We start from the raw sequence: 13355 nt of genomic DNA on the forward strand, positions 1-13355 counted from the left end.
CGCGTCGTTTCATCGAAAAGCTGTGGACGCCGCTTTTGGATGAAGCAAACAAGCCGCCCCAGGATGCCAAAACGCAGCTTCAGGAATGGCTGCAAGGGCGGGGCAAGCCGCTACCGAAGTATGAAATGGTCGGACGCGAAGGTCCGGCCCATGCACCGATCTTCACCATCGAACTGACGACAGGCGATGGTGAAAGTGTCAGTGCCGAAGGAAAATCAAAACGCGAAGCTGAACAGCTCGCCGCGAAATTGATGTTGGATAAACTTAGTGATGAATGAGGTTCCCACACCGGTGGCCGAAGACAGATTACCTTATCAGCAGCGTTGCGGCTTTGTCGCACTTGTAGGTGCGCCAAACGCAGGCAAATCGACTTTGCTGAACCAGCTTGTCGGCACGAAAGTGTCGATCGTCTCGCCAAAGGTCCAGACAACCCGTACTCGTGTGCGCGGCATTGTCATGACCGAAGATGCGCAGATTGTTTTCATTGATACCCCGGGGATCTTTGCACCCAAGCGCCGTCTGGACCGTGCAATGGTCAAGGCAGCCTGGAATGGTGCGGATGACGCCGATCTTGTCGTTCTTGTGATTGATGCCGGAACCGGCATCACGGACGAAGATCAGGCAATCATTAACACGCTCAAAGATCAGAACCGCAAAGCAATCCTGGCCCTCAATAAGGTCGATAAAGTGACCGACAAGGAAAAGCTCCTTCGTCTGTCGCAAGACCTGTTTGCACATGAAGTCTTTACCGATGTCTTCATGATTTCGGCAAAGAAAGGTGCTGGTACGCAGGACCTAGTCAACTTCCTTGCCGCCAAGATGCCTGATGGCCCCTGGATGTTCCCGGAAGACGATGTTTCGGACATGCCGCTTCGACTGTTGGCAGCGGAAATCACGCGTGAGAAGCTTTACTATCAGCTTCAGCAGGAACTGCCATATTCGGCAACGGTCGAGACCGAGCTTTGGGAAGAACGCAAAGACGGGTCGGTCAAGCTTGAGCAGACCATTTTCGTTGAGCGCGAAGGCCAGAAGGCCATCATCCTTGGCAAAGGTGGCAAGCGCATCAAGGCATTAGGGAGTGACGCACGCAAGGAACTCGAAGCAATTTTCGAACGCCGTGTGCATCTGTTCCTGTTTGTCAAAGTACGCGAAAACTGGGGCGATGATCCCAATCGCTTCGCCATGTGGGGCCTTGATCCCAACGCGTAATCCATGCGTTGAACGGAACTGCCATCAAGTGTTGGGTAGCTAATGGAAATCGGATCTTTCTGGGGTGTTGTCATGATCGTTGTTGGCGCTGCCGCCGCAATGATCGTTGCGCGTGTTGCCCGGCGCCCGTTCCGCAATCGCACCAGCAGTGCATCCGTTCAACGCGAAAAATCATTTCTGCAACGCCCGCTTAATCTGATTGCGCTTTTAGTTGCGGTCGGGATTTTCGCGCTGGGGCTTTTCTGGCGCATGACGGGCGGGGGACCTAACTAATGTCCAACCATTCATCCGATCCAATTGATCAGGCGATTGATGAAGTCGAAAACCGTTCATGGGCCCGCAAGGCCGTGTTTGGTGTGGCGGTCTTCTGTCTTGCGTCATGCCTGATCGGTATGTTCTTCCTTGTGACGCGTCTGATTGTGCCCAGCGGCTATTTCTAAGGGGCGCGGATGGATTGGCGTGATGACGGCATTGTTCTTTCGACACACAAGCTGGGCGAAAACTCGGTTCGTCTATCCGTTCTGACACGTGACTATGGTCGCCATGCCGGGATGGTCCGGGGTGCCACCAGCAAATCCATGCGCGGTACGCTGGAACCGGGAAATGAAGTCCGGGTAGGGTGGTCTGCAAGGCTTGCCGAACATCTTGGTCAATTTCGCTGTGAACTTACCGGTGCTCACGCAGCCGATCTTTTGCTTCATGCCGGACCATTAATGGCGATGAGTGCGGCTTGCGCCATGCTTGATGCGACCTTGCCCGAACGCGAAGCGCATCCTGATTTGTATCACGGGACAGTCGCCCTAATGGGCGCGCTTAAGTCCGAGCAATGGTTACCGGCCTATATCAGATGGGAAGTAGGCTTGCTTGAAGAGCTTGGCTATGGCTTAGCCCTTGATCAATGTGCCGCAACCGGTGAAACAACGGATTTGGCGTTTGTGTCGCCCAAAAGTGGGCGGGCAGTTTCTGAGGCCGCCGGAAATGCCTATCGTGATCGTTTGTTGCCATTGCCTGCCTTTCTGGCATCCGGGCGGGCGTCGCAAACACGCAATGACATCGATCTTTCCGATCAGTTTCGTGATGGCCTGAAGCTGACCGGGTTCTTCATTCACCGCGATATTTTTGAAGCCAAGGGGATCAAGCCCGTTGCCGCGCGTGATCGCCTTGTCAGTCATGTCTGGCGTCAAAAAGACGGCGAAGAAAAATAAATCATGCAATTTGGTTCGCATCTGTTGACCAGTACCATGCTGGGCGTAGTATGTTGCAGATAATGCGATCCATCGGGATTATCTTGAGGCAATCGCGCCTGTCCATTCTGCCAAGCAACAAGAAAAATCGTTCATGAGCACCAAGACTTCCGATCCGGCCGGTGCCGGCCAAATCAGGGAAACCAGACTTGCCGACGCGCTAAGCGAACGATATCTCGCCTATGCGATGTCGACGATCATGTCGCGTTCTCTGCCTGATGTGCGTGATGGCCTAAAGCCTGTTCACCGTCGTCTTCTCTATGCGATGCGCCAATTGAAACTGAACCCGGAACAGGGGTTCAAAAAATGCGCGCGTGTTGTCGGTGACGTGATCGGTAAATATCACCCGCATGGTGATCAGTCCGTTTATGACGCACTTGTCCGTTTGGCGCAGGATTTTGCCGTTCGCTATCCGCTGGTCGATGGCCAGGGCAACTTCGGTAACATCGACGGCGATAACGCGGCTGCGATGCGTTACACCGAAGCCCGCATGACCGCTGTTGCCGCAGCATTGATGGATGGCCTTGACGAAGACGCTGTTGATTTCCGCCCCACGTATGATGGTGAGGAGCAGGAACCGGTCGTCATGCCCGCAGCCTTCCCGAACCTTCTGGCCAATGGTGCGGCCGGTATTGCGGTTGGTATGGCAACCAATATTCCGCCGCATAATGCCGGTGAACTTTGTGCTGGCCTCATCAAGCTGATCGATAATCCGGAAACCTCAATCGCCGAACTGGTTCGCTGCGTGCCGGGTCCGGATTTCCCGACCGGTGGTGTTCTGGTCGAACCGCGCGAAAACATTCTTGAAGCCTATGCCACGGGCCGCGGTTCGTTCCGCCTGCGTGCGAAATGGGAAGTCGAAAAACTGAGCCACGGCCTTTATCAGGTCGTGATCACTGAAATTCCTTATCAGGTTCAAAAAGCCAAACTGGTTGAACGTATTGCCGATTTGATGGTGGCGAAGAAACTGCCGCTTCTGAACGATGTACGCGATAAATCAACCGATGTCATTCGTCTGGTGCTTGAGCCGCGCACACGTGCGGTCGAACCAGAACATCTGATGGAAATGCTGTTCAAGAATACCGAACTGGAAATCCGGTTTGGCTTGAACATGAACGTGCTCGATGGCGATAACACTCCGCGCGTGATGAACCTGCGCGAAGTTCTGCGCGCCTTCCTGGCGCATCGTCAGGACGTTTTGATCCGTCGTTCCAACCATCGACTGGCAAAGATCAATCATCGTCTTGAAGTGTTGGAAGGCTACCTTGTTGCCTATCTTAATCTTGATGAAGTGATCCGCATCATCCGGTTTGAGGATGAGCCGAAAAATGCCCTGATGAAGGCGTTCGACCTGACCGAAGTTCAGGCTGACGCGATCCTTAATATGCGTCTGCGGTCTTTGCGCAAGCTCGAAGAGATGGAAATCAAGAACGAGCACGCCAAACTGACCGAAGAAAAAGAAGGCCTTGAAGCACTTCTTGCCAGTGAAAGCCTTCGTTGGGAAAAAATTCGCGATGAGATTGAAATCATGCGCGAAAACTTCGGCAAGAAGACCAAGATTGGTAAGCGCCGCACTGAAATCGGCGATGCACCCGAAGAAATTGAAGTGCCGCTCGAAGCCCTTATCGAGCGTGAACCCATTACGGTCATCTGCTCGAAAATGGGTTGGATCCGTGCGCTTAAGGGCCACACGGCCGATATCAGCGATCTGAAATTCAAGGATGGCGATGAACACCGCTTTGCCATCAAAGCGTTCACGACCGATAAGCTCCTGATTCTGTCGACGGCTGGTCGTTGCTATACCATGGCGTGCGACAAGCTTCCCGGCGGTCGCGGACATGGGGAGCCGATCCGTCTTTCCATCGATCTGCCCCAAGAACATGACATTGTTTCGATGGTTGTTCACAAGGATGGCCGTAATCTTCTGGTGGCAAGTTCCGGTGGTCGTGGCTTCCTGGTCGCAGAAAAAGAAGTGGTCGCGCAAACCAAGAACGGCAAGCAGGTTCTTAATCTTGGTGACGGCGAAGTCGCCAAGATATTCCTGCCGGTCGAAAAAGATCACGTTGCCGTACTTGGTGATAACCGCAAGCTTCTGATCTATCCGGTTTCCGAAGTGCCGGAAATGACCCGTGGCCGTGGCGTGATCTTGCAGAAATATCGCCAGGGTGGACTGTCTGACCTGATCCTGTTTAATCTTGAAGATGGTCTGAGCTGGGCCATGGGGGGCAGTGAAGGTCGTACGCGTACCGTAACCGAACTTGCCGAGTGGACTGGTAAGCGTGCCGGGGCAGGACGACTGCCGCCAAACGGGTTCCCGCGGTCTAATAAATTCGAATAATTCACCTGTACAGTCAGGTGATATTCATAAAGCCGGATGGTTCTAAACCATCCGGTTTTTTTGTTACCTTGATTGGCCAAATTGCTTGAGAACAACATCATATGCTGCAATTTCACTCGGAAATGGCGGAATTGCGTCGCAAAAGATATAGCGTTTTGGGTGGTTAAAATGTAACTTCGCAACCTGATTAGCAGGATGCCCGCAAAAATCCTGTGAGATTCATAAGGGCTTGGGAGTGAAAAGTGAGATTTCTGGGAAATTTCGTCCGCTTTATCGACGGTCTAAATGACTGGATAGGACGTGGCGTAGCCTGGCTGGTGATCCCGATGGTTGTGATCACATTTTTAGTAGCCACATTGCGATATGGCTTCTCGGTCGGCTGGGTTTCGATGCAGGAAAGCTATATGTGGCTGTATGGCATCATGTTCATGGTCGGCGCCGGTTATACGCTTTTGCATGGCGGTCACGTCCGCGTTGACGTTTTCTATCGTCCGGCATCAGCGCGTTACAAGGCATGGGTTGATCTGTTTGGAACCCTGTTCCTGATGACGCCGGTTATCATCATGATGATGATCTATAGCTATCCCTATGTTGAGAATAGCTGGATCCGTCTTGAGGGATCCCATCAGACGGGCGGTCTTCCGGGCCTGTTTTTGTATAAGTCTGTGATTTTGGTGTTTTGTGTCCTGATGCTGCTTCAGGGGTTGTCGCTTGCGGCACGCAGTGTTCTGGTCCTTACCGGTCACAAGGAATTTGAAATCAAAGAAGAAGAGCACGAGGGCGTTTAATGTCAGGGGAAATTCTTAGCCTGGTGATGTTCGCCGTAGCGTGCGGCGTGCTTCTTCTTGGTTTTCCGGTTGCCTTCTCACTTGCAGGTACCGGTCTTGCTTTTGCGCTTATCGGCAATGCCATGGGCACGTTCGATATGCCGCTTCTGGGCTCTTTGCCGTCACGCTATTTCGGTGTGATGACCAACGAGCTTTATGTTGCGATCCCGCTGTTTGTGTTCATGGGCGTTATGCTTGAACGCGCGCGCATCGCGGAAAAGCTTCTGACCACCATGGGCCTTTTGTTTGGCACCATGCGGGGTGGTCTGGGGATTTCGGTGGTTCTGGTCGGTATGCTGCTTGCAGCATCGACCGGTATTGTTGGCGCGACCGTGGTGACCATGGGTTTGCTCAGCCTTCCAGCGATGCAGAAGGCCGGGTATGATCCTAAACTGTCGACCGGTGTGATTTGTGCGTCTGGTACGCTGGGTCAAATCATTCCGCCGTCGATTGTTCTGGTTCTGCTGGGTGATATCCTTCAGGGCGCTTATGCCGAAGCACAGCGTGCCCTGGGCAACTGGGCGCCTGAACCGATCTCGGTGATGGACTTGTTTGCCGGTGCCTTCATTCCGGGGATCATGCTGGTTGGGCTTTATATCGGCTGGATCATCGTCAAATCGATCATTGATCCGAAATCGGCCCCGGCGCTGGTCACCGACAAACGTCCGGAAGGCCTGTGGGGTGAGGTACTTCGCGCGCTTCTGCCACCAGCACTTCTGATCGTTGCGGTTCTGGGCTCGATCCTGACAGGTATTGCAACACCGACTGAGTCGGCAGCATTTGGTTCGATCGGTGCGATTGTTCTCGCAGCTTTCTATAAGCGCCTTGATATGGCGGTGATGCGCCATGTTGTGCGTCAGACTGTTCAGGTCAGTGCGATGGTGTTTGTCATCCTGCTGGGTGCATCGGTGTTCTCGCTGGTGTTCCGTGGTCTTGGTGGTGATCATCTGGTGGAAGAGCTTCTGCACAACCTGCCGGGTGGCGCATTCAGCGCGATGCTGGTTGTGATGCTGCTGATGTTCTTCATGGGCTTCTTCCTGGACTTCATCGAGATCGTGTTTGTCGTGATCCCGATTGTTGGTCCGATCCTTCTGAAGCTTGACCTTGATCCGGTGTGGCTGGGTGTGATGATTGCGATCAACCTTCAGACCAGCTTCCTGACACCGCCCTTTGGCTTTGCGCTGTTCTATCTGCGCGGTGTTGCCCCGGCAGCGATCAAGACCCTCGATATCTATCGCGGTATCATTCCGTTCGTGATTATCCAGATGCTGGGCCTGTGCCTTGTTGCGGCCTTCCCGTGGCTGGCCACCTGGCTGCCAAGCGTTCTGTTCTGATCGACGAATACAAACCACATCAAAGAAGAAAGGCACCCAGCGGGTGCCTTTTTTTGTTCGGTGGAATGGAGCAGGGCATAGAAAAAGGGCTGGCAAAAGCCAGCCCTTCGACGTTTTCCGAAACCGGAGAACTTAGTATTTGAACGGCAGGATACGTGCCTGAGCAAAAGCCAATTCCGAGAATTTCGACCATGCGATCGACTGGGTACGGAATGCGATGAGGCTTTCGAAGACTTCCTGCGACAGCGGGTTCGACGCAACCAGGTCACGCAGAACTTCGCCGGACAGTTTGCCAAGGCCGGTCAGAATGTCATCAGAGAACGGACGGACATCAACGCCATGCTTGTTGCGCAGGGTGTCGAGAGCCTGAACGTTACGTGCGGTGAATTCGGACAGAACCATCTGGTTAACAGCGCGGTTAGCCTGTTCGACAATCGCCTTGAGGTCATCCGGAAGCGCGTTCCAGGCATCAAGGTTGATGAAGTTGTCGAGAACGGTCGCCGGCTCGTGCCAGCCCGGGTAGTAGTAGTATTTGGCCGACTTGTAGAGACCAAATGCCAGATCGTTATACGGGCCAACCCACTCGGTCGCGTCAATCGCGCCAGACTGCAGTGCCGGCGGAATTTCACCACCCGGAAGGTTCACAACGTTAGCGCCCGCTGCTTTGACGACTTCGCCACCAAGGCCAGGAATACGCATTTTCAGACCCTGATAGTCTGCAATGGTGTTCATTTCCTTGTTGAACCAACCGCCCATCTGGGTGCCGGTGTTGCCCGACGGGAAGAACTTACAGTTCAGTTCGGCATAGACTTTGTCTGCCAGTTCCTGACCGCCACCCCACTGGAACCAAGCATTCTGTTCCTGAGCGTTCAGACCAAACGGCATTGCTGCGATGTACTGGGTCGCATCAACCTTACCTTTCCAGTAGTAAGGTGCGCCGTGACCCATTTCCACGGTGCCGCTGCCGACTGCATCAATTGCTTCGAATGCCGGAACGATTTCACCCGCGCCGAAAACGGTGACTTTCAGACGACCGTTGGATGCTTTGGTAATGTATTCAGCAAGAAGGTTTGCGCCAGTGCCAAGACCGGGGAAGTTTTTCGGCCAGGTGGTGACGAGACGCCATTCACGGACGTCCTGTGCAATTGCCGGTTTGGCGAAAGTGGACGCAGCGGCAGCAGTCGCACCTGCTACGGCAGCGCCAGAAAGAAATTGGCGACGTTTCATTAGTTACAGCCTCCCAAAGATGCAAGCTCATGATTTATATGTAGCAAAGCCGGTTAATCGACTTTGTATCGCAGCTTATATGCGTCTGCGAAAGCAGGCAACCGGGGATCGCCCTGTTGTCTTGGACTTTAGTCTAATGTAGCAGGTGATGGGGGTAAGAATAGGGCGAGAAGGCCACTTATTCGACGGATTGCGTTGATGGTTGGGCGTCTTTCATCGAAACCCATTGCCCGTTGCGGAAGCCTTCAAGCGGCTGGAAGCGCATTTTATAGGACATTTTTCGGCATTCACCGATCCAGTAGCCGAGATAGATGTGCGGCAGATCAAGCAGCTTCGCCTCATCAATCAGGTCAAGAATGATATAAGTGCCAAGCCCGCGGCGATGTTCAGCTGGGTCAAAGAAGCTGTATACCGCAGACAACCCGTCAGCCAGATTATCGACCAGTGCGACCGCTATCAGGCTGTCATCTTCACGGCGATATTCAAAGATCGAGGTATCAATGGTGCTGTCTTCGATCATGGCGCGGTAATCACGGGCATCCATACGTGCCATATCACCGTTGCCGTGTCGGGCATCCTGATAGGTGCTAAACAGCTGATATTGTTCCTGGGTTGCGGTTGCCGGTAATACGGTTCGGGTCAGGTCGCGGTTTTTGTTCTGGATACGGCGGAAGGACTTATTGACTTCAAAGCCATCACAACGGACCCGAACAGGGATACAGGCGTTACAGTCGCTACAAGCGGGAAGATAAGCAATCGAATGACTGCGGCGAAAGCCCGCCCGCGACAGCAAATCATGAACGCTGTTGGCTTCCGGCCCGCGCAGCTCTGTCACTAGCTTGCGCTCAAACCGGCCGGGCAAGTAGGGGCACGGCATCGGGGCGGTCATGAAATAGTGCTGGGTAAGGCGCCGCTGATTGACTGTCATTTGGTAAGCTAAATCCCGATCACTTCCGAGAATATCTATCTTATGAGATTAAGTGCTGTTTATGACAGTTTAAAGGTCATCCCACCAAAAGGGCATTCAAATATTTATGATCCTTAAGGCTGAGAAGGGACCGAGAAGCTTGGACGACGCTGTGTCGTGCCCGGGTTTGGCTGTATCGGTGTTTCTGCTTCTGCCGGTGCTGTACCTGAAGGAACCGGCGCGGTGTCGCTTGGTTCAGTTTCGGATGCGCTACCAAGTTCGGAACGTTCACCCGTACCACGTAGCAAGGTGATGCTGATGCGGCGGTTACTTTCATTTTCCGGTGCGTCTGGAAGCAGCGGATCAGTATCTGAAAGACCGGCAACCTTGGCAAACCGTTCAGAATTCAAGCCAAGGTCTACCAGTGCGCGACGGGTCGCCAGTGCTCGATCAGATGACAGTTCCCAGTTCGAATACCCATCAGAGCGGTTAAACGGAATTGCATCCGTATGGCCTTCAATCGAGATATCCTGCGTCATTTTCTCAACGACACCTGCAACTTGCTGCAAAAGCAGCATGGTGTGTTCGGCCATGGCGGCACTTCCGCTCGGGAACATGGCGGTACCATCTTCATCAAGGATCTGAATGCGAAGACCTTCGTCGGTTTCCTCGATGCGGATGTTCTTTTCCAAGCCCTGAAGTTCTTCGTTGCTTTCAATGGCTTTCAGGAGTTCTTCCTTGGCTTCGTTGAATTCCTGTTCTTCCATTGCCGCGACGCGAATGGCTTCGCGTTCTTCGGGCGTCTGAACGGGCGGAATATCCATGCTGACCTGTGGCGCACCAAACTCTGATCGCGCAGATCCTTCTTCAGCCAGACTGGTGCCACCAAGAACACCACCAGAGCCTAATTCGTTCTGGGAAATCGTTTCAGGGGTGAAATACATCGAGATACCCTGAAGCTGTTCTTCTGTGGCGCTTGAAAGCAGCCATAGCAACAAGAAGAACGCCATCATTGCCGTCACAAAGTCAGCATAAGCGACTTTCCAAGCGCCGCCATGGTGGCCGTGGCCACCTTTTTTTATTTTCTTTATGACGATATCAGGCATGCGTCACGTTTTCCCTAAACCTTGGCTTTAACGGCAGTTACGCAGTTGGCGCGTCTTGCAAGGCATCATCAAGTTCTTTGAAGTTCGGGCGCAAGTCGTGGGGCAGTATCTTACGTGCGAATTCGACCGACACCTGCGGTGCATAGCCCTGCATGTGCCCGATCAAGGCTGCCTTGATGCAGCTGTAATATTTCGCATCTGATTCGACCGTGCTTTTAATGATCGATGCGGTCGGACCGACAAAACCATATGCGCCAAGAATACCTAGGAAGGTACCAACAAGCGCTGCTGCAATCAGGCCACCAAGAATTTCAGGTGGTTCGGTTACCGAGCTCATGGTGACAATCACACCAAGAACCGCAGCAACGATGCCAAGGGCAGGGAGGCCGTCACCTGCCGTCTGAACAGCAGCTGCAACACCGTGTTCTTCTTCATGATGGGCTTCAAGTTCCTGATCCATCACGGCTTCAAGCTCATAAGCGTTGGTCGTACCAAGGGTCAACAAGCGCAGATAGTCGCACATGAACTCCATCGCGTGATGATCTTTCATCAACATCGGGAAGTTCGAAAACAGGCTTGAGCTTTCCGGGTTTTCAACATGACTTTCAAGGGCAAGGTCACCCTTGGATTTTGCCAGGCGGAAAATCGCATACAGGCAAATCAGAAGCTCAAGGTATGCTGCCTTCTTCTTTGGGCCCTTCATGGCGCGGATTGTGTAGGTAAAGGATCGCTTCACCGTGCCAAACGGGTTGGCTGTTAGATATGCACCGAATGCCGCCCCGAAAATGATAAGGACTTCAAGTGGTTGGACAAGGATTCCGAATTCCCCGTGCGGTAGATAGCCACCAAGGACCGAGCCGATGACGACAACATAGCCGATGATCAAGAACATTCGTTTTCTTCTCCACTATCCAAGACAGCTACCGCAACGCGTCATGATATTGATAAAACCCGGTGACTTCCTGCACTTAGCAGAGGTCGTTCCAGTATCTGTATCGCCCCATTTAACTTTTAATCTTGTTAACATCACGTTTAAATCGGTTGCGAGTTAGGTTTGACAGCAAGGCGTTTAAGCGCCATTTTCCCCCGTGCCCTTCATACGGGGTACATAATCATTAGGTTTATCTAACAAGAGCATTCTTCAATATGTCTTTCTCCTCGCGTGATTTTCGCGACTGTTTGGGTCAATTCGCAACTGGTGTCGCGGTTGTGACCACGCGTACGCAAGATGGCGCAAAAGCTGGCATCACCATCAACAGTTTTGCCTCTGTGTCGCTTGATCCTGCTCTTGTACTTTTTTCGGTTGATCATCGCGCTGCCACGCATTCTTTGTTTGCAGGTGACTGCACGCGTTTCTGCATCAATATCCTTAGACAGGATCAAAAGCACATCTCGGAGCTGTTTTCAGCACCCGGTCAGGATGGCTGGGATGGTGTTGAATATGAGAATGACAGTTTTGGTGTGCCGAGGTTCGCTGGAAGCCTTGCCGCATTTAGTTGCGAGCGCCATGCGATCCATGATGGTGGTGATCACAGCATCATCGTAGGCAATGTCAAAGAACTTGTCATGGGCAATACCGGTGCACCGCTTTTGTATTATGGTGGGCGTTATCGCGCCTTGGGTGAATGATCACCATTTGACTGGTGAGATTGAAAAAAAAAACGGGCCGCAGCGACATCGCCAGCGGTCCGTTTTTTTTCTTTGTGGTTCGTATGTTGCTTAATCGAGTGACGTGTTGCCGAGCAGGCGGCCACCGAAACCTTCTTTGATCAGGCGCGCGATGACTTCTTGCGCGTGGCCGGTGTCACGGACCTCCAAAACCATATCAACGTCCGTTTGCTTTGCCGGTACGTCATAGAAGTGGCGCTGGTGATAGACCTCGATAATGTTGGCTTCTTCCTCACCGATCAGCTTGCTGATGGTTGCCAATGCGCCTGGCACATCCGGGATTTCAATGCGAACACGGACCAAGCGGCCCTGACGGGCCATTCCGCGCATCAGAACCTGCGCCAGAAGACGGGTATCGATATTGCCACCACTGACGATCAGGCAAACTTTTTTGCCCTTGAACCGTTCCGGATGGTCAAGCAGGGCAGCAAGCGGGGCCGCACCGGCACCTTCGACCACGCTTTTCTCGATCTCGATCAGCATCTGGATGGAGCGTTCGATTGAGCTTTCATCGACCAGAACCACCTCGTCGAGTTTTTCCTTGCAGATTTCAAGTGTCAGGCCACCGGGCTGTTTAACAGCAATGCCTTCGGCAATCGTTACACCACCACCGGTGAATTCATCACCGCGAATGCCTTCATACATGCAAGGGTAAAGCTTGGTTTCGACACCAACGACTTCGATGTCTGGGCGCCGGGCCTTGATAGCGGTTGCGATACCTGATGCAAGGCCGCCACCGCCAATCGGAACAACAATGGTATCGAGATCCACATTTTCATTCAGGATTTCAAGCCCAACCGTGCCTTGTCCCGCGATGATGTGCGGATCATCAAACGGATGAACAAAGGTCAACCCGCGTTCCTGTTGGATGCGTCCAGCGGCCTCAAGGCTTTCGGAAAATACATTGCCGGTCAGAACAACTTCGGCACCATGTGATCGGGTGTGGTGCACCTTGGTGTACGGTGTGTTTTTCGGCATGACGATGGTTGCCGGAATGCCAAGTCGTTTGGCGTTATAGGCGACACCTTGCGCGTGGTTGCCGGCCGAAACCGCAATCACGCCTTTTTCGCGTTCCTCAGGTGTCAGGCTAGCCAATTTGACATAGGCGCCACGTTCCTTGAAGGATGCGGTATATTGTTGATTTTCAAGCTTAAGATAAACTTCTGCTTGGCAAATATTTGAAAGCGTTAAAGATTTTACCAGTGGTGTTTTCGCAACGATGCCGTCCAAAAGACCGGATGCGCGTACGATGTCGTGATAGGAAACAGTCATAATTTCCATACTCCTGCGGCCATCAGCGTGTGTGATGTGATGGCGATAATATCATGTCGTGGGTGAAAAACGGTAGTTAACCGGACCTGTCATCCGCAGATGACAGGGATCACATTCGCAGGTCGGAAATCCCCATAATCATGGCCATCGCACCGGCACGAAGCGTCGGACGGGAATGCGATGAAAGGATGTCAGTGTATGCAGACATAACCATGTACTTTCT

General features: G+C 52.8%; 14 protein-coding genes. 9 read left to right on the forward strand and 5 right to left on the reverse strand.

Annotation, left to right across the window (positions count from 1 at the left end):
* The 8 genes from ACMZ66_RS16670 to ACMZ66_RS16705 form a co-directional block, all read left to right on the forward strand.
* Window positions 1-278, forward strand: a 278-nt coding sequence (locus tag ACMZ66_RS16670; RefSeq protein WP_416938829.1) for a putative dsRNA-binding protein, incomplete at its 5' end; no start/stop codon positions are given.
* Window positions 271-1209, forward strand: coding sequence for a GTPase Era (gene era, locus ACMZ66_RS16675; protein WP_416938831.1), 939 nt, complete (start codon window positions 271-273; stop codon window positions 1207-1209). The genes ACMZ66_RS16670 and era, both read left to right, overlap by 8 nt.
* 42 nt (window positions 1210-1251) lie before the next feature.
* Window positions 1252-1482, forward strand: coding sequence for a hypothetical protein (locus ACMZ66_RS16680; protein WP_416938832.1), 231 nt, complete (start codon window positions 1252-1254; stop codon window positions 1480-1482).
* Window positions 1482-1649 carry a hypothetical protein gene (locus ACMZ66_RS16685; protein ID WP_416938834.1) on the forward strand — a complete coding sequence of 56 codons (168 nt, stop codon included), beginning with the start codon at window positions 1482-1484 and terminating at the stop codon, window positions 1647-1649. The genes ACMZ66_RS16680 and ACMZ66_RS16685 overlap by 1 nt, the downstream gene beginning before the upstream one ends.
* 9 nt (window positions 1650-1658) lie before the next feature.
* Window positions 1659-2414 (forward strand): DNA repair protein RecO, encoded by a 756-nt coding sequence (gene recO, locus ACMZ66_RS16690; protein WP_416938836.1) that lies wholly within the window; start codon window positions 1659-1661, stop codon window positions 2412-2414.
* Window positions 2415-2547: 133 nt separating this feature from the next.
* The gene (parC, locus tag ACMZ66_RS16695) at window positions 2548-4791 is read left to right on the forward strand and encodes a DNA topoisomerase IV subunit A (RefSeq protein ID WP_416938838.1); all 2244 of its coding nucleotides are present in this window, start codon (window positions 2548-2550) and stop codon (window positions 4789-4791) included.
* A 242-nt stretch (window positions 4792-5033) separates the two neighbouring features.
* Window positions 5034-5579, forward strand: coding sequence for a TRAP transporter small permease subunit (locus ACMZ66_RS16700; RefSeq protein ID WP_416938840.1), 546 nt, complete (start codon window positions 5034-5036; stop codon window positions 5577-5579).
* Window positions 5579-6952 (forward strand): TRAP transporter large permease, encoded by a 1374-nt coding sequence (locus ACMZ66_RS16705; protein WP_416938842.1) that lies wholly within the window; start codon window positions 5579-5581, stop codon window positions 6950-6952. The genes ACMZ66_RS16700 and ACMZ66_RS16705 overlap by 1 nt, the downstream gene beginning before the upstream one ends.
* 132 nt (window positions 6953-7084) lie before the next feature.
* Here ACMZ66_RS16705 and ACMZ66_RS16710 read toward each other — a convergent pair whose 3' ends face one another.
* The 4 genes from ACMZ66_RS16710 to motA all read right to left on the reverse strand — a co-directional run bounded on the left by ACMZ66_RS16710 (window position 7085) and on the right by motA (window position 11084).
* Window positions 7085-8179: a TRAP transporter substrate-binding protein gene (locus ACMZ66_RS16710; RefSeq protein WP_416938844.1), complete on the reverse strand. Its 1095-nt coding sequence runs from the start codon at window positions 8177-8179 to the stop codon at window positions 7085-7087.
* Between the two features lie 178 nt (window positions 8180-8357).
* A complete protein-coding gene (locus ACMZ66_RS16715; protein ID WP_416938846.1) occupies window positions 8358-9107 on the reverse strand; it encodes an arginyltransferase in 750 nt (249 codons plus the stop codon).
* Window positions 9108-9220: 113 nt separating this feature from the next.
* Window positions 9221-10192: a flagellar motor protein MotB gene (locus ACMZ66_RS16720; RefSeq protein ID WP_416938847.1), complete on the reverse strand. Its 972-nt coding sequence runs from the start codon at window positions 10190-10192 to the stop codon at window positions 9221-9223.
* Window positions 10193-10229: 37 nt separating this feature from the next.
* Window positions 10230-11084 carry a flagellar motor stator protein MotA gene (motA, locus tag ACMZ66_RS16725; protein ID WP_416938848.1) on the reverse strand — a complete coding sequence of 285 codons (855 nt, stop codon included), beginning with the start codon at window positions 11082-11084 and terminating at the stop codon, window positions 10230-10232.
* Window positions 11085-11338: 254 nt separating this feature from the next.
* Here motA and ACMZ66_RS16730 point away from each other — a divergent pair, with 254 nt between their 5' ends.
* Entirely contained in the window at window positions 11339-11821 is a 483-nt protein-coding gene (locus ACMZ66_RS16730) for a flavin reductase family protein (protein WP_416938849.1), read from the forward strand.
* Window positions 11822-11911: 90 nt separating this feature from the next.
* On the opposite strand, the gene ACMZ66_RS16735 is transcribed toward ACMZ66_RS16730, so the two are convergent.
* Complete coding sequence (locus ACMZ66_RS16735) at window positions 11912-13132, reverse strand: threonine ammonia-lyase (RefSeq protein WP_416938850.1); 1221 nt, start codon at window positions 13130-13132, stop codon at window positions 11912-11914.
* Window positions 13133-13355 lie beyond the last annotated feature (223 nt).

This window comes from Thalassospira sp., assembly GCF_048059015.1.
Classification (GTDB): domain Bacteria; phylum Pseudomonadota; class Alphaproteobacteria; order Rhodospirillales; family Thalassospiraceae; genus Thalassospira.